A 14,902-nucleotide genomic window follows, 5' to 3' on the forward strand; every position below is an offset into this window, starting at 1 on the left:
GATCAGCCGTTGCCCTTCATCAGCAGCAGGATCGCCACGATGATGATGGCCGCCGCCTGGAACAGGATGCGGTTCATCATCATCTTGTTCTGCTTGAGGCTGGAGGGGCTGGGCGTGCCGTCCGGCGCGTTCAGTTGCTCCTTGCTGGCCTGCAGAAAGGCGATGATGCCGCGGATCAGCGCGAACAGGGTCGCGGCCATGGCGAGGATGAGGGCAATCACGAGAACGGTGTTCATGATGCGAATCTAAGCTTTGGCCAGCGAAATGCCAACCGGAAAGCGCGCGTTGCGCAGATCGGATGCGAGCCTTTGCGGATCCACGCCTTGCGCCCGCAACTCGGCCAGCGCGATCGATCCATCCCGCTTGGCAAGCCGCTTGCCATCCGCGCCCACAAGCAGCGGATGATGGCAGTAGATGGGTGAGGGAAGGCCGAGCAGCGCCTGAAGCAGGCGGTGGACATGGGTGGCGGCAAACAGATCCTGGCCGCGCAAGACATGGGTTACGCCCATCGCCGCGTCATCGAGGGTGCAGGAAAGGTGATAGCTGGCGGGGGCGTCCTTGCGGGCGAGGACCACGTCACCTGCCGCGAGGGAATCGGCCTGAACAAATTCCATCCGCACTGAAGAGAAGGGATGGCCTTCGACAGGCTCCGTTCGAACGGGAAAAGGGATGTTCAGCCAATCACGTTGCCCAACCTGTTGAACCGCCTTCGCCATATCGATCCGCCAGGCATGCGGCTCGCCCGCAGCGATCCGCCTCTCCCGCTCCGTTGGCGATAGACCCCGGCATGTTCCAGGATAGACCGGACCTTCAGGACCATGGGGCGCGCTCGCGCTGGCGGCGATGTCGGCGCGGGTGCAGAAGCAGGGATAGAGCAGGTCCATCGCCCGCAATCGTGCGAGCGCGGCTTCATATTGGCCGAGGCGATAGGACTGGAAGACGATCTCACCGTCCCAGGCCACCCCCAACCAGTTGAGGTCCTCGACAATCCCGGCGACATGTTCCGGGCGGCTCCGCGTGCCGTCAATATCTTCGATCCGAAGGCGAAACGACCCGCCATTTTCGCGGGCGAAGTCCATCGCCAGCAGGGCGGACCAGCCATGGCCGATATGCAGTCTGCCGGTAGGGCTGGGCGCGAAGCGCGTTACCATATGCTGTGGGGCTGGCGAATGGTTCATACAGGCCCTTGACGGGTCGGGGTGGTTAATGCTGTCATGTTGCCGTCACGTTCCTGATCAATCAGGACCTGGCAATTGGGGGTTCGAGGGTTCTTATGTACCATCCCGACCTGATACGACATCCGGAAAACTGTCCGGCATTGGTGTTGAATGCTGATTATACGCCGTTAAGCTATTATCCGCTGAGCCTCTGGCCCTGGCAGACCGCCATCAAGGCGGTTTTTTTGGAACGGGTGGACATCGTCGCCAGCTATGAGCGGGAGGTGCACAGCCCCAGCCTGCAGATGAAAATACCCTCGGTCATCGCGCTCAAGCAATATGTGAGGCCGTCCGAGCATCCTGCCTTCACCCGATTCAACCTCTTCCTGCGTGACCGCTTCGCCTGCCAATATTGCGGATCGCCGCACGATCTGACTTTCGACCATGTCATTCCCCGCCGCGCGGGCGGTCGCACCACATGGGAAAATGTCGCCACCGCCTGTTCGCCCTGCAATCTCAAAAAGGGCGGGCGCACGCCCAAGGAAGCGCATATGCAATTGCATGTGACGCCGATCCGGCCGACCACCTGGCAGTTGCAGGAACATGGCCGCGCCTTTCCGCCTAACTACCTGCATGAAAGCTGGCATGACTGGCTTTACTGGGACGTCGAACTGCTGGCTTGACCTTTTCCAATTTCCCTCCCGCTCGCGGGAGGGGGGACTAAGTCGTGTCAACCCAGCCCTGGAATCCAGTCCAGGTCCACATCCTTGTGCCGGTTGGTGTAATGGCCGATTTCTTCCAGCCGGGCCATGTTGAGCAGGGTGATGCGGCCGTTCGCCCGGCTGATTAGCCCTTCCTGTTCCATCTGGCGCACCATGCGGTTCACATGGACGGAGGTAAGGCCGATGGCATCGCCAATCTCCTCCTGCGTCAGTTTGAGGTCGAAACTGTCGGTCACCCCATCGTCCGTGACGCGCAAACGGTCGAAAATGTCGAGCAGGAAGGCTGCCACCCGCGCCTTGGCCGATGTGCGTCCCAGCGAAGCGAGGCGATCGGTCAGCGCCACCTTTTCCGAACTGGACAGCAGGAACAGCAGCGCCGCAACGCGCGGATATTGTTCGAGCAAGCGGCGCAGGGCATGCTTGTCGAAGGGGCAGATGATCGCGTCGGACAGGGCTACCAATGATTCCGGCGCCTTGCTGTAGATGGTGCTGGCCGATCCGATGAAATCGCCGGGAAAATAGACCCTCAGAATCTGGCGGCTGCCATCCGGCAGGATGACGAAGCTCATCACGCGCCCTTCGCGCAGGACGAACAATTCCGTGACCGTTTCGTTGACGCGCTGGATCATCGCGCCGCGCTTCACCTTGCGCGGATTTTCCTCAAGTCTGGTCAGCGCGTTTTTTTCCGCCTCGGAAAGAGGCACATTTTTGGCCAATCTTTCCGCGAAACAACTTGTCGCCACCCAAAGCACCTTTTTATCAAATTTGTCGTTACGATGGCAAAACGCCCCTTGCGTCTTTTGGCTGCATTTCCGGGCGCTGCACTAAACTCGATCAATATCGCGTCGGGGAGAGTGCAATTGTTTCCCAAAGCGTATCTCCGCGGACACGCATTGCGGAGCCAAGGCCCTTCGTCCCGCCTTGCGCCAGTCGTAATTAACGTTAAGAACCCAGCCGATGGACCGCATTCATATTCGCGGCGGCAAAATGCTGAGCGGCCGCCTTCCCATCTCCGGCGCGAAGAACGCTGCGCTGACCCTGCTGCCTTGCGCGCTGCTGACCGACGAGCCTGTGACGTTGCGCAACCTGCCGCGGCTGGCGGACGTCGATAGCTTCGGGCATCTGCTCAATCAGCTCGGCGTGTCGACGATGATCGAAGGCGCGCGGCCGGAGGATTTCGGGCGAGTGATGACCCTGCGGGCGGGCCGCGTCACATCGACCGAAGCACCCTATGACATCGTGCGGAAGATGCGCGCGTCGATCCTGGTGCTGGGGCCGCTGTTGGCGCGCGCGGGCGAAGCGCGGGTATCGCTGCCCGGCGGCTGCGCGATCGGCAACCGGCCGATCGATCTGCATCTGAAAGCGCTGGAAGCATTTGGCGCGATCATTGAGATCAACGCGGGCTATGTCCGCGCCAGCGCGCCGGATGGCGGTCTACCCGGCGGCATATACACCTTCCCGGTGGTGTCGGTCGGAGCGACCGAAAACGCGGTGATGGCAGCGGTGCTGGCCAAGGGCACATGTGTGCTGGAAAATGCCGCGCGCGAACCGGAGATCGTCGATCTTTGCAAGCTGCTGATCGCGATGGGCGCGGATATCGAGGGCGTCGGGACCGACAAGCTTATCATCCATGGCCGCGATCGGCTGCACGGCGCGACCTACAGTGTCATGCCCGACCGGATCGAGGCGGGCAGCTACGCCTGCGCCGCGGCGATCACCGGCGGCTCGCTGGAACTGGCGGGCGCATGCGCGGACGATATGCACGCCATTCTGGCCGCGCTTCGCGACGCTGGTGTGCAGGTCGATGAGCTGAAGGATGGCATCCGCGTGTCGGCGGACGGCAAGCTCAAGCCCCTGACCCTGTCCACCGCCCCCTTCCCGGCTTTCCCGACGGACATGCAGGCGCAGTTCATGGCGATGCTGACCAAGGCGGACGGTGCGTCGGTGCTGACCGAGACGATCTTCGAAAACCGCTACATGCATGTACCCGAACTGGCGCGCATGGGCGCCGACATCGGCGTAAATGGCCGCACCGCCGTCGTGCGCGGCGTTGACCGGCTGGCCGGTGCGCCGGTCATGGCGACGGACCTGCGCGCGTCGATGAGCCTGATCCTGGCAGGACTCGCCGCAGAAGGGGAGACGCAGGTCAATCGCGTCTATCATCTGGATCGCGGGTATGAGCGGCTGGAAGAAAAGCTGTCAGCTGTCGGCGCTGACATCGAGCGAGTCAGCGATGGCTGACACGCGGGGGCTGGAGACGGACCGCGCCGCTGTGCTGGCGCGCTATGATCTGGATGCCGGTGGCTTCCGCACGCTGGACCAGATAACCGACTTCGCCGCCGCACTCTGCGACGCGCCCATCGCCTTGGTGAGCATCGTAGAGCATGAGCGCCAGAGATTTCTGGCCAGGACCGGGCTGGATGCGGAAGAGACCCCGCGCGACCTGTCCTTTTGCGCCCATGCTATGCAGGGCCGTGATATCTTCGTTGTTTCGGACGCCCGGGCAGACACGCGTTTCGCCTCCAACGACCTGGTCACCGGCGCGCCCCATATCCGTTTCTACGCCGGCGCGCCCTTGCTGGGTGGCGAGGGCATGCCGCTGGGTGCGCTCTGCGTCATCGACGACAAACCCCGCAATCACCTGACGCCCTTACAGCGGCAGGGTCTTTCTCTGCTGGCGCATCAGGTGATGATGGAACTGGAGGGAAGGGGCCGCGACCGGGACATGATTGCCCGCCAGGCGAAGGACGCCGAAGCCGTGGCCGAAAGCGACCGGCTGTTCCGCACCCTGGCCGACACCATGCCACAGATGGTTTGGTCGACCCTGCCCGACGGTTATCATGATTATTATAATGCGCGCTGGTATGAATATACCGGCGTCGCGGAAGGATCCACCGACGGCGATAGGTGGAGCGGCAACTTCCATCCCGATGATCGTGAAGCCGCATGGACGCGCTGGCGCCATTCGCTGGAGACTGGCGAGCCCTATGAAGTCGAATATCGGCTGCGTCATCACAGCGGCGAATATCGGTGGACCCTGGGACGCGCCCTGCCGATCCACGATGACGAGGGCAGGATCATCCGGTGGATCGGGACCTGCACCGAAATTCACGAACAAAAGCTGATGATGGAGGAGCGCGAGATCATCGCGCATGAACTGTCGCACCGGATCAAGAATATTTTTTCAGTGATCTCTGGCCTGATCGGCCTGTCCGCGCGGCAGAACCCAGCTATCCGGGCCGTGGCGGACGACCTGCGCGACCGGATCATGGCGCTCGGCCGCGCCCATGATTTCGTCCGTCCGCACAGCGCCGAAGCGGACGAGGATATGGCGCAGGGCCGGCTACGCGGCATATTGGAGCAGATTTTCGCGCCCTATGACGACGCTGGCGAGAGCCGCATCGTTTTTTCAGGAGAAAATCCGGCGATCGACGACCGGTCGGCGACGCCGCTCGCGCTGCTGTTCCATGAGCTTGCGACCAACGCGGCGAAATATGGCGCTCTGTCAGTGCCGCACGGACGTGTGCATATCGACGTGCGGGAAGAAGGTACGGACATTCGCGTTCAGTGGCGCGAGGAAGGTGGGCCGCTGGTTCAGCCGTCGATGCACGAGGGCTTCGGCAGCCGCCTGATGCAGCTCAGCGCAGAGCGTCAGCTTGGCGGCCGGTTGCAACGCGATTGGCGGCCGAACGGGCTGCTGGTCAGCCTGTGGATCCCATTCCGCTCCATGAGCCGGGTCGCGGCGGAAATGGCGTAAAGCCGGAAATCTCGGCCGTTTCCAAATCATCCTCGTTCGACGCCGCAAGGCGGAGCGTCGCGGCGATGCTTTGCGGGCGAAAGGGTTTGGTGATGACGCCCAGCGCAGCCTGTGACGCAGCGCCGATCTGCGCAGGATTGGCGGTGACGTAGATCACGCGCACGCCATAGCTGGTGGCAAGTTCCATGCCGATGCTGGGGCCGGTGGGGCCGTCGCGCAGATTGAGATCCACGAGCGCGATGTCGCAATCCGCCGCCGCCACGAGCGCGCTTTCGCGATCTGCCGCAATGGCGCTGACCGCGAATCCAGCATCCTCAACGATCTGTTCGATTTCCAGTGCGACGAAAATTTCGTCTTCGACAATCAGAACCTTTTTGCTCATGCCTCAGCCCGCGAAACTGGAGGCAATAAATGTCCGGGCCGCCTACTGGTTCCCGACAAGGGGCAAAAAAGTCAGGATGACGCTCCGTCAGCCTGGTTCGTCCAGAGCGTTTCGAAGCGTGTGCCCTGCATCAGCAGCACGCTGGCGGGATAGCCGCCTTCTGCCGCCTTGCGCGCGGTGCCGGTCGCATTTTCCACCGCCGCCTCGCGCGTGGCGAAGGGGCCATAATAGCGATTGTCGAGATTGATCTTCCACACGCCCTCATGTTCGAGGACGATGTAGCGGGCGTGGGGCAAAGACATGAATCAAAGAACCTCTGTATTATAATGGTGCCAGGCCATGATGGCTGCCGCGCCCCGATGAGGACGCCAGCGTTCCGCCAGTGCGCGCGTTTCGCGTTCGCTGGGGCGCTCGGGAAGGCCGAGGATGCGGCCGACCTCGATCTGGACGGCCAGGTCGCCCGCAGGCCAGACATCGGGACGTCCCTCAGCAAAGAGCAGATAGATTTCCGCTGACCAGCGACCGATCCCTTTGATCCGCGTCAGCAGGGTGATCGCCTCTTCATCATCCTGGGGGAGGGCATGCAAGTCGATCTTCCCGCTCATGACCAGGTCGGCTAGGCTGCGGGCATAGCCCTGCTTCTGCCGGGAAAGACCGCAGGCGCGCAATGCGTCATAGTCGCGGGCCAGCAGCTTGTCCGGCGCGCAACCTTCGCCCAGCTCCAGCTCCAGCTTGCGCCACACCGCTGCCGCTGCTGCGACGCTGACCTGCTGGCCGACGATGGTGCGCAGCAGCGTTTCATAGCCCGGCTCCCGCACGCGAGGCAGGGGGTAGCCGACCCGCGCCAGGGCGGCGGCAAAGCCGGGTTCAAGGACGGCGATCGCGTCCAGGCTGGCGCGCAGCTGCTCCGGGGTGGTCACCATGCTCTGCTCTTCCGGCTCTTGATTTATCAGCGCCCCCGCCTATGAGCGGCGAGGGATATTTTGGGATCGAGGTACATGGCTAAACTGATTGTGGTCAACCGTTCGGGTGAAGAGCAGGCCGTCGAAGGCGATAATGGCCTGTCGGTGATGGAAGTCATCCGCGATAACGGCTTCGACGAGTTGCTGGCGCTGTGCGGCGGTTGCTGCTCCTGCGCCACCTGCCATGTCTATGTCGATCCCGCCTTCGCCGACAAGCTGCCTGCGCTGAGCGAAGATGAAAATGATCTGCTCGACAGTTCCGACCACCGCAACGATAGCAGCCGCCTGTCCTGCCAGCTGGTGTTGAACGACGATCTGGACGGCCTGCGCGTCACCATCGCGCCGGAAGACTGATCTACCTGATCGAGGCGCCCGCTAACGGCTGACGCGCAGCGTCGCCATGGGCGCCTCGCCGGTTAGTGGCGTGATCCGCCAGACGATCCGCTTGCCCTCTGCGGCGCTTTGCGCGCCGTCTTCCTGATTTTGGCTGACGATTTCCGCATTGGTGGTGAGCGTGAAGCGGCCGTCGAGCGCCTTTGCCGCATCCTCGTCCGCGCTGCTCTGTCCCATGGGGCCACGGCTCTTGTCGAAGCCGTTGGAATAGCCAGGGGCTTTTACCCGCACACGATCCTTGCCGCGCAGTTCGATCGCGACGAAGGGCAGGACGATCTCCGCATCGCTATTGAACGGGAAGAGGAAGCTGTGGGTCAGCCGTCCGCTGATCGCATAGTCGATCTCGAAGCGGTGATTGCCGACATAGCGGGCGGATCGAAACCCCCTTTCCTTGGACAGTGCTGCGGCGATGGCTTGCATCTGCGCCTCGTCGTTCCGGTCGCTGCCGCTGTCGAACCGCTCTTCCACTCCCTTTTGCAGGGCGGTCTTGCGCCAGGCGCTGTCCTTCTTTTCGGGCGCGCCGTCGCCGATCGGATCGCCTCCGGGCGTAGCCGAAGAGCCGCCCATGCCCTTCATGTCGGACGATATGATCTCGCCCTTATAGGTAAAGCTGAACTGCCGGTCCGCGCGTATGTCCAGCGTCGATTCGAACTTGCCTGGCGTCACCAGGCAGGCTCCCAGCATGAGGCAGAAGGCGAGTGCGCTCGCGGCACGGAAGAAAGCGGCCATATCATCCCCCTTTTCGCGCACACCGCTGGCAGGCAGCGCGCTTCATGCCCCGACGCTACCGGCTGGCGGCGGCGTACAGGGCGATCGCGGCCGCGTTGGAGACGTTCAAGCTCTCCATTCGCGGGCTGATCGGCAGTTTAGCCAAAATATCGCAATGGGCCATGCTGTTATGGCGCAGCCCTTCGCCTTCCGCACCCAGCACCAAGGCCACGCGCGAATCGCCGATCGCTTCGCCCAGATGGGTATCCGCTTCGCCGTCCAGGCCGATGCGCCAATAACCCGCCTCGGCAATCTCATCGAGCGCGCGGGCAAGGTTCACGACGCGTACCCAGGGCATGATTTCCAGGGCCCCCGAAGCAGCGCGGGCCAGCACGCCGGATTCGGGCGGCGCATGACGATCCTGCGTGACGATGCAGAGCGCATCGAAGGCCGCAGCCGATCGCAGGATCGCGCCGACATTATGCGGATCGGTCACCTGGTCCAGCACCAGCACCGGGCGCTTGTCGTCAACTCCCGCCTCCAACGCGTCGCCCAGCCACACATCGTCGAGCGGTTCCACTTCCGCGACGATGCCCTGGTGCGGCGCGTCGGACGGCACCATGCGGCCAAGGTCCGCGCCATCGGCATAGACGATCGGCAGGATCGGCGGCAGGTCGAGCGCACCTAGCGCTTCGCGCGTGCCCCATATCTTGCGTACGACGCGGTTGGGGTTGGCCAGGGCCGCGATGACGGCATGGCGGCCGTAAAAGCGGGGAAAGTTGCCCTTGGGCTTTGCGCTGCGTTGTCCTCTTTTCATGGAAGCGCTCTTTTCACATCGGACCATTGACAGGCAAGCCTCCTTTCGCCATTGAGCGCGCCTCCAGCGCGGTGAAAGGCATTTTGTCCACCGCGTCAGGGCACTGGACAGGTGGCCGAGTGGTTAAAGGCAGCAGACTGTAAATCTGCCCGGGTTTCCCGTACGCTGGTTCGAATCCAGCCCTGTCCACCACCCTTTGGTCTTTTGACCTATTTTGGGCGCGCCGCCTCTTTCGGGTTTCCGGCCTGCGCGCCTTTCCTTCCGAGCCCGCCTGAAAGAAGGAACGCTGTCATGGCGTGGCTTGTGCTGGGCATTGCCATATTCACCGAAATCTGTTGGGCGCTCAGCCTCAAATGGGCGGCGACCATCGGCAGCTGGCAGGCATCGTCCGTGCCGATCGCCCTGAGCTTCCTCAACATGGGCCTGCTGGCGCTTGCGATGAAGGGCCTGCCTGCGGGCACGGCCTATGCGATTTGGACCGGGCTGGGTGCGGTCGGTGTTATCATTGGCGGCGTGATGCTGTTTGGCGACCGGGTAACGCCCATGCAGGCGGGTTTCATGGCGCTGACCGTCATCGGTGTAATCGGCACGAAGCTATTCGCCGCTGCTTGAGAGCGCCGCCAGGAAATACGCTGCCTGCAATATCATTCGCGCTGAGTTTGTCGAAGGGCTTCACTTCCTTCGAGAAAAGAGAAGAGGGCTTCGGCAGCTCAGCCCGAACGGGATAGGTGGTGCGTTTGCCCGTTCGACCGGCCTTCGCAGGAGCACGGAAGTGCTTTACCTTGACCATCGATGAGCATCGACCGACGCACCCTGCTTTCCTCCGCGCTGGCTATCGCCCTGCCATTTCCCCGCCGGGCCTTTGCCGCCGCCGAAGTGGCGCGGGTCGATGACCTGATCGGCCGCATGACGGTCGAGGAAAAGGCGGGTCAGATGACCTGCCTCACCGACAGCTTCCGTCCCTATAACCCGCCCAATCCGCAGGTCGGCATCCAGGATGAGAAGCGGCTTTCCGACGAAGTACGCAGGGGCCGCGTTGGGTGCCTGTTCAACGGCATTGGCGTGGCAGGGGCTCGCCGCGCGCAGGACATCGCGGTCAAGCAAAGCCGCCTCGGCATTCCACTGCTGCTGGCGGGGGACGTCATCCATGGGCTCAAGACTATTTTTCCCGTGCCGCTCGCCGAAGCCGCCAGCTTCGATCCGTCGCTCGCCGAACGCACCGCGCGTGCGATGGCGCAGGAGGCGAGCGCGGCGGGACTGCACTTGACCTTCGCCCCCATGGTCGATGTCGCGCGCGATCAGCGCTGGGGCCGGGTGGTCGAGGGGGCGGGGGAGGATGTCTATCTCGGCAGCCTGTTCGCCGCCGCCCGCGTGCGCGGTTTTCAGGGCCGGGATCTGCGCCGTGACGACAGCCTGCTCGCTTGCCCCAAGCATTTCGCCGCTTATGGCGCGGTCGCGGCGGGCCTCGAATATGGCAGCGTCGATATTTCCGACGAGACGCTGCGCGAGACGCATCTGCCGCCCTTCGGCTCCGCCTTCGCGGCGGGCGCGCTGACCACCATGGCGGCATTCAGCGAGATAAACGGTGTGCCCGCGACCGCGGATCGGGAGCTGCTGACCGACCTGCTGCGCGGCGAGATGAAGTTCCGGGGTTTCGTCTTCTCCGATTATACGGCGGACGAGGAGCTGATCGCCCATGGCTATGCGGAGGATGAGCGGGACGCGGCGCGGCTGGCGGTGCTGGCAGGGGTCGATATGTCGATGCAGAGCGGTCTCTATATCCGCCACTTGCCCGATCTGGTGAAAAGCGGCGCGGTGCCGATGGAGACAGTGGACGTCGCCGTGCGCCGCATCCTCTATGTGAAGACGGCTATCGGCCTGTTCGACAATCCCTATCGGTCGATCAGTGAGGAGGCGGAGAAGAGCCGCATCTTCACGCCCGCCCATCGCGCGCTATCGCGGGAAGCGGCGACGCGGTCGATCGTGCTGCTTCAGAATAGCGGCGTCCTGCCGCTCGATCCTGCAAAGCGCCAGAAGATCGCTCTGATCGGCCCATTCGGCGAGGATCGGGCGAATATCTATGGCCCCTGGGCCTTCTATGGCGACAAGGGGAAGGGCGTGGACATCGCCGCCGGGCTCCGCGCCGCCATGTCGGACCCGGCCTTGCTCAGCATCGCCAAGGGCTGCGAGATCAGCGGGTCGATCGATGGCGGCATCGCGCAGGCGGTGGAGGCGGCGAAGGCATGCGACATCATCCTGCTGGCGGTCGGCGAATCGCAGGACATGTCGGGCGAAGCGCAATCGCGCACCGCGATCGAACTGCCGCCCGTGCAGCAGGCGCTGGCCGAGGCGGTCGCCGCCACCGGAAAGCCGATGATCGTGCTGCTGCGCCACGGCCGCGCGCTGGCGCTGCATGATTCGGTGGCCAATGCGCAAGCGGTCCTCGCCACATGGTTCCTGGGGTCGGAAGCGGGCCATGCGATCGCCGATATTCTCTTCGGCCGAATTGATCCTTCGGCCAAGCTGCCGGTCAGTTTCCCTTGGGAATCGGGGCAGGAGCCGTTTTTCTACGACCGCAAGTCAACCGGCCGGCCGGTGATCGACAACCGCACCGAATATCGCGCCCGCTACATGACGACCGACAACAGCGCCCGTTTCCCCTTCGGTCACGGCCTCAGCTACACCACGTTCGCACTCGACAATCTGAAGCTGTCGGACAGCGCGCTCCGCTGGGACCGGGCGATCGAAGTTACGGCGCGGCTGACCAACAAGGGTGGCCGGCGCGGCAGCGAGGTGGTGCAACTATATGTCCGCGACCGAGTGGCCAGCCGCACCCGGCCAGTTCGTGAACTGAAACGGATCGAGCGCGTCACGCTGAGTCCGGGAGAGAGCAAGACCGTCCGCTTCTCCCTTTCGCGCGCCGACCTGCAATTTGTGGGGGCGGGTAACAGAATCATCGCGGAACCTGGCCTGTTCGACCTATGGCTTGGCCAGTCTTCGGACGGCGGCCTGCATGCGCAGTTCACGCTCTACGCCGCGGAATCGCCCAAAGCCTAACCCACCCTGACAACCGCCCCAACAACTGCTACGGGGCCGCCCATGCTGAATCTGAAGGACATCACCGTGCGCCTCGGCGGCCGCACCATTATCGACCGCGCCAGCGCCGCGCTGCCGCCGCGTAGCCGCGTGGGCCTCATCGGCCGTAACGGCGCGGGCAAATCGACGCTGATGAAAGTGATGATCGGCCAGCTCGACCCGGACGAAGGCAGTTGCGAAATGCCGCGCGACACGCGCCTGGGCTATATCGCGCAGGAAGCGCCCGCCGGCACTGCCACGCCGTTCGAAACCGTTCTGGCGGCCGACAAGGAACGCGCCGCGCTGATGGCGGAGAGCGAGGCGACGCATGATCCCGATCGCCTCGGCCATATCTATGAGCGGCTGAATGCGATCGACGCTTACACCGCGCCTGCCCGCGCTGCCCGTATCCTCGTCGGCCTCGGCTTCGATGAGGAAATGCAGGGCCGTCCGCTCGACAGCTATTCGGGCGGCTGGAAGATGCGCGTGGCGCTCGCCTCGCTGCTCTTTTCCAATCCTGACCTGCTGCTGCTCGACGAGCCTTCAAACCACCTCGATCTCGAAGCGACGCTCTGGCTGGAGAATTTCCTCAAGGCCTATCGCGGCACGGTCGTCGTCATCAGCCACGAGCGCGACCTGCTCAACAATGTCGTCGATTATATCCTGCATCTGGAAGGGGGGAAGATCACTCTCTATCCGGGCGGCTATGACGCGTTTGAGCGCCAGCGTGCCGAACGGCTGGCTCAGCAGGAGGCCGCTCGCGCGAAGCAGCAGGCGGAGCGCGAAAAGCTGCAGGACTATGTCGCTCGCAACTCTGCCCGCGCTTCGACCGCCAAGCAGGCGCAGTCGCGCGCCAAGGCGCTGGCGAAGATGCAGCCCATTGCCGCGGCCATCGAAGACCCGACGCTGCATTTCGGTTTTCCCAATCCGCCCGAATTGCGCCCGCCGCTCATCACCATGGACATGGCGGCGGTCGGTTATGATGAGACGCCGGTGCTGCGCCGGGTCAATCTGCGCATTGATCCGGACGACCGGCTGGCGCTGCTCGGCCGCAATGGCAATGGCAAGACCACGCTCGCGCGCCTGATCGCGGCGCAGCTGAAGCCGATGGAAGGCGCGATGAACGCCTCGTCGAAGATGAATGTCGGCTATTTCACCCAGTATCAGGTGGAGGAGCTGGACATTAACGACACGCCGCTCGAACATATGACCCGCGTCATGAAGGGCGCGACGCCGGGAGCGGTGCGCGCGCAGCTCGGCCGTTTCGGCTTTTCGGGCGAGCGAGCCACGCAGAAGGTCGGCAGCATGTCGGGCGGGGAGCGGGCGCGGCTGGCGCTCGCGCTCATCACCCGCGACGCGCCGCATCTCCTCATCCTCGACGAGCCGACCAACCACCTCGACGTCGATAGCCGGGAGGCGCTGGTGCAGGCGCTCAATGACTATTCGGGCGCGGTCGTGATCGTCTCCCACGACCGCCACATGATCGAACTGGTCGCCGATCGTCTTGTGCTGGTCGATGGCGGCACGGCCCAGCCCTTCGACGGCAGCCTGGAAGATTATACCGACATCATCCTGCGCAAGGCTGATGGCAACGGGTCCGGCAGCGACGCGCCCAAGGCCGATCGCAAGGCGGAAAAGCGCAACGCCGCTGAATGGCGTGAGAAGCAGAAGGCGGCGAAAAATGCCTTGAGCAAGGCTGAAAAGGAAATGGCGGTGCTGGCGGCGGAGCGCAGCCGCATCGACCAGGCGCTGTTCGACCCCAAATCGGCCACGGGGGCGGAAGCGAAAATGACCATGACCGACCTGATGGTGAAACGCGCTTCGGTCGAAAAGAAGCTGGAGGCCGTCGAGGAAGTCTGGATGGAGGCGAGCGCGGCGCTGGAGGAACTGTGATTTCCCGCCTATCAGGGGCGTGATAGGCAGAGGAGCGCGCAGGTGGCTGGACTATATTTCGAGGAGCTGACGCCGGGGCTGGAGATCGATCATCCCTGGTCGCGCACGGTCACCGAAACCGACAATATCCTCTTTTCCAGCCTGACCATGAATGTGCAGCCGCTGCATCTTGACGCGCATTTCGCGGCGGGGACGGAATGGGGCAGGCCGCTCGTCAACAGCCTCTTCACGCTGGGATTGATGATCGGCATGTCGGTGAACGACACGACGCTCGGCACGACGGTCGGCAATCTCGGCATGACCGACGTGATCTTTCCCAATCCGGTATTTCAGGGCGACACGATCCGGGTGCGCAGCAAGGTCCTGTCTGCGCGCGAAAGCACATCGCGGCCCGCGACCGGCATTGTCGAATTTGAACATGTCGCCCGTAATCAGGATGGCAAAATCGTCGCCCAATGCCGCCGCCAAGCGATGATGCGCAAGCGCCCGGCTTAGCCCCTCCTCAAGAGAGAGACGAAGAGGCCCCTGTGCATGGCCGCGAAGGTCGATCGGCGGCCATGCCACTCGCTCAGCCGACATCGACCCGCAGCCGCGTCAGGCGGATTTCCTTGATCCGCCATCCGTCGGCCAGCCGGACATAGCGCTCATGATAATGGCCATAGCCATGCATCCAGCGGAACGGCAGCGGCGCGCCTTCCTCGACCCACAGCTTGTCTTCCATCGCCCACACGCCGCTGGCCTCCCTCTCCGTCTCGATGTGGATTTCGGGCATATGGCCATGATGCACGGTGCAGACCTTTTCCAGCATCGGCGCCAGCTGTGCGACATAGGCTGCGGCGCCATGAACCAGCATAGCCTCGTTCCACTCGCCAGCCGCCGCGCGAAAGTCGGCGACAAGGTCCGGCGCGAATGCCGCCTCCAGACCCGCCCAGTCCTTCATGTCCATGGTCCGGAAATAGCGTGCCTTGAGCGCGTGGATTTCCAGAATAGCGGCGACCTTGTCCTGTTCAGTCAAGCAATTCCTCCTCATCTTGTG

The 14,902-nt window shown here is 63.4% G+C and carries 17 protein-coding genes and 1 tRNA gene; 9 read left to right on the forward strand and 9 right to left on the reverse strand.

Annotated elements, in window-relative coordinates:
* Positions 1 to 2: 2 nt before the first annotated feature.
* Positions 3 to 236, reverse strand: a complete 234-nt coding sequence (locus EP837_RS09420) for a twin transmembrane helix small protein (RefSeq protein WP_066526757.1) — start codon at positions 234 to 236, stop codon at positions 3 to 5.
* Between the two features lie 9 nt (positions 237 to 245).
* Positions 246 to 1,178 (reverse strand): tRNA glutamyl-Q(34) synthetase GluQRS, encoded by a 933-nt coding sequence (gene gluQRS, locus EP837_RS09425; RefSeq protein WP_082919598.1) that lies wholly within the window; start codon positions 1,176 to 1,178, stop codon positions 246 to 248.
* 95 nt (positions 1,179 to 1,273) lie between these two features.
* Here gluQRS and EP837_RS09430 point away from each other — a divergent pair, with 95 nt between their 5' ends.
* Positions 1,274 to 1,840, forward strand: a complete 567-nt coding sequence (locus EP837_RS09430) for an HNH endonuclease (protein ID WP_066526759.1) — start codon at positions 1,274 to 1,276, stop codon at positions 1,838 to 1,840.
* A 47-nt stretch (positions 1,841 to 1,887) separates the two neighbouring features.
* Here the strand turns inward: EP837_RS09430 and EP837_RS09435 are convergent, their stop codons facing one another.
* Complete coding sequence (locus tag EP837_RS09435) at positions 1,888 to 2,622, reverse strand: Crp/Fnr family transcriptional regulator (RefSeq protein ID WP_197486262.1); 735 nt, start codon at positions 2,620 to 2,622, stop codon at positions 1,888 to 1,890.
* A 214-nt stretch (positions 2,623 to 2,836) separates the two neighbouring features.
* Here EP837_RS09435 and murA point away from each other — a divergent pair, with 214 nt between their 5' ends.
* Positions 2,837 to 4,120, forward strand: a complete 1,284-nt coding sequence (murA, locus tag EP837_RS09440; protein ID WP_066526764.1) for a UDP-N-acetylglucosamine 1-carboxyvinyltransferase — start codon at positions 2,837 to 2,839, stop codon at positions 4,118 to 4,120.
* Positions 4,113 to 5,636 (forward strand): sensor histidine kinase, encoded by a 1,524-nt coding sequence (locus tag EP837_RS09445; protein ID WP_066526767.1) that lies wholly within the window; start codon positions 4,113 to 4,115, stop codon positions 5,634 to 5,636. Before murA ends, EP837_RS09445 begins: the two co-directional genes overlap by 8 nt.
* Here the strand turns inward: EP837_RS09445 and EP837_RS09450 are convergent.
* The 3 genes from EP837_RS09450 to EP837_RS09460 form a co-directional block, all read right to left on the reverse strand.
* Positions 5,581 to 6,018 carry a response regulator gene (locus tag EP837_RS09450; protein WP_066526770.1) on the reverse strand — a complete coding sequence of 146 codons (438 nt, stop codon included), beginning with the start codon at positions 6,016 to 6,018 and terminating at the stop codon, positions 5,581 to 5,583. The two genes, EP837_RS09445 and EP837_RS09450, sit on opposite strands and share 56 nt — an antisense overlap.
* Before the next feature lie 71 nt (positions 6,019 to 6,089).
* The gene (locus EP837_RS09455) at positions 6,090 to 6,320 is read right to left on the reverse strand and encodes a DUF2188 domain-containing protein (protein ID WP_066526773.1); all 231 of its coding nucleotides are present in this window, start codon (positions 6,318 to 6,320) and stop codon (positions 6,090 to 6,092) included.
* A gap of 3 nt (positions 6,321 to 6,323) precedes the next feature.
* Entirely contained in the window at positions 6,324 to 6,941 is a 618-nt protein-coding gene (locus EP837_RS09460; protein ID WP_066526775.1) for a DNA-3-methyladenine glycosylase family protein, read from the reverse strand.
* Positions 6,942 to 7,016: 75 nt separating this feature from the next.
* Between EP837_RS09460 and EP837_RS09465 the strand changes: the two genes are divergently transcribed.
* The gene (locus EP837_RS09465; RefSeq protein WP_066526782.1) at positions 7,017 to 7,334 is read left to right on the forward strand and encodes a 2Fe-2S iron-sulfur cluster-binding protein; all 318 of its coding nucleotides are present in this window, start codon (positions 7,017 to 7,019) and stop codon (positions 7,332 to 7,334) included.
* Positions 7,335 to 7,355: 21 nt separating this feature from the next.
* Here EP837_RS09465 and EP837_RS09470 read toward each other — a convergent pair whose 3' ends face one another.
* On the reverse strand, positions 7,356 to 8,102 hold the full coding sequence (locus EP837_RS09470; protein ID WP_066529102.1) for a hypothetical protein: 747 nt from the start codon (positions 8,100 to 8,102) through the stop codon (positions 7,356 to 7,358).
* Positions 8,103 to 8,157: 55 nt separating this feature from the next.
* The gene (locus tag EP837_RS09475; protein WP_066526785.1) at positions 8,158 to 8,898 is read right to left on the reverse strand and encodes a TrmH family RNA methyltransferase; all 741 of its coding nucleotides are present in this window, start codon (positions 8,896 to 8,898) and stop codon (positions 8,158 to 8,160) included.
* Between the two features lie 105 nt (positions 8,899 to 9,003).
* Between EP837_RS09475 and EP837_RS09480 the strand changes: the two genes are divergently transcribed.
* From EP837_RS09480 to EP837_RS09500, 5 genes are all read left to right on the forward strand, one after another.
* Positions 9,004 to 9,090: transfer RNA gene (locus tag EP837_RS09480), tRNA-Tyr, on the forward strand.
* 99 nt (positions 9,091 to 9,189) lie between these two features.
* Positions 9,190 to 9,510 (forward strand): DMT family transporter, encoded by a 321-nt coding sequence (locus EP837_RS09485; protein WP_066526786.1) that lies wholly within the window; start codon positions 9,190 to 9,192, stop codon positions 9,508 to 9,510.
* A gap of 180 nt (positions 9,511 to 9,690) precedes the next feature.
* Positions 9,691 to 11,955 (forward strand): glycoside hydrolase family 3 N-terminal domain-containing protein, encoded by a 2,265-nt coding sequence (locus EP837_RS09490; RefSeq protein WP_066526787.1) that lies wholly within the window; start codon positions 9,691 to 9,693, stop codon positions 11,953 to 11,955.
* Between the two features lie 42 nt (positions 11,956 to 11,997).
* A complete protein-coding gene (locus EP837_RS09495) occupies positions 11,998 to 13,866 on the forward strand; it encodes an ABC-F family ATP-binding cassette domain-containing protein (RefSeq protein ID WP_066526789.1) in 1,869 nt (622 codons plus the stop codon).
* Between the two features lie 42 nt (positions 13,867 to 13,908).
* A complete protein-coding gene (locus EP837_RS09500) occupies positions 13,909 to 14,361 on the forward strand; it encodes a MaoC family dehydratase (RefSeq protein ID WP_066526794.1) in 453 nt (150 codons plus the stop codon).
* Between the two features lie 73 nt (positions 14,362 to 14,434).
* Here the strand turns inward: EP837_RS09500 and EP837_RS09505 are convergent, their stop codons facing one another.
* Positions 14,435 to 14,881: a nuclear transport factor 2 family protein gene (locus EP837_RS09505; protein ID WP_156518458.1), complete on the reverse strand. Its 447-nt coding sequence runs from the start codon at positions 14,879 to 14,881 to the stop codon at positions 14,435 to 14,437.
* Positions 14,882 to 14,902 lie beyond the last annotated feature (21 nt).

The organism is Sphingobium sp. EP60837 (genome assembly GCF_001658005.1).
GTDB classification, from domain to species: domain Bacteria; phylum Pseudomonadota; class Alphaproteobacteria; order Sphingomonadales; family Sphingomonadaceae; genus Sphingobium; species Sphingobium tyrosinilyticum.

What these genes read in the sequence shown, in the direction of transcription:
- EP837_RS09465 (WP_066526782.1), top strand. Translation starts at nt 7,017, where the DNA reads ATGGCTAAACTGATTGTGGTCAACCGTTCGGGTGAAGAGCAGGCCGTC.
- EP837_RS09490 (WP_066526787.1), top strand. Translation starts at nt 9,691, where the DNA reads ATGAGCATCGACCGACGCACCCTGCTTTCCTCCGCGCTGGCTATCGCC.
- EP837_RS09470 (WP_066529102.1), bottom strand. Translation starts at nt 8,102, where the DNA reads ATGGCCGCTTTCTTCCGTGCCGCGAGCGCACTCGCCTTCTGCCTCATG.
- EP837_RS09455 (WP_066526773.1), bottom strand. Translation starts at nt 6,320, where the DNA reads ATGTCTTTGCCCCACGCCCGCTACATCGTCCTCGAACATGAGGGCGTG.
- EP837_RS09485 (WP_066526786.1), top strand. Translation starts at nt 9,190, where the DNA reads ATGGCGTGGCTTGTGCTGGGCATTGCCATATTCACCGAAATCTGTTGG.
- gluQRS (WP_082919598.1), bottom strand. Translation starts at nt 1,178, where the DNA reads ATGAACCATTCGCCAGCCCCACAGCATATGGTAACGCGCTTCGCGCCC.
- EP837_RS09460 (WP_066526775.1), bottom strand. Translation starts at nt 6,941, where the DNA reads ATGGTGACCACCCCGGAGCAGCTGCGCGCCAGCCTGGACGCGATCGCC.
- EP837_RS09430 (WP_066526759.1), top strand. Translation starts at nt 1,274, where the DNA reads ATGTACCATCCCGACCTGATACGACATCCGGAAAACTGTCCGGCATTG.
- EP837_RS09450 (WP_066526770.1), bottom strand. Translation starts at nt 6,018, where the DNA reads ATGAGCAAAAAGGTTCTGATTGTCGAAGACGAAATTTTCGTCGCACTG.
- murA (WP_066526764.1), top strand. Translation starts at nt 2,837, where the DNA reads ATGGACCGCATTCATATTCGCGGCGGCAAAATGCTGAGCGGCCGCCTT.
- EP837_RS09445 (WP_066526767.1), top strand. Translation starts at nt 4,113, where the DNA reads ATGGCTGACACGCGGGGGCTGGAGACGGACCGCGCCGCTGTGCTGGCG.
- EP837_RS09475 (WP_066526785.1), bottom strand. Translation starts at nt 8,898, where the DNA reads ATGAAAAGAGGACAACGCAGCGCAAAGCCCAAGGGCAACTTTCCCCGC.
- EP837_RS09495 (WP_066526789.1), top strand. Translation starts at nt 11,998, where the DNA reads ATGCTGAATCTGAAGGACATCACCGTGCGCCTCGGCGGCCGCACCATT.
- EP837_RS09420 (WP_066526757.1), bottom strand. Translation starts at nt 236, where the DNA reads ATGAACACCGTTCTCGTGATTGCCCTCATCCTCGCCATGGCCGCGACC.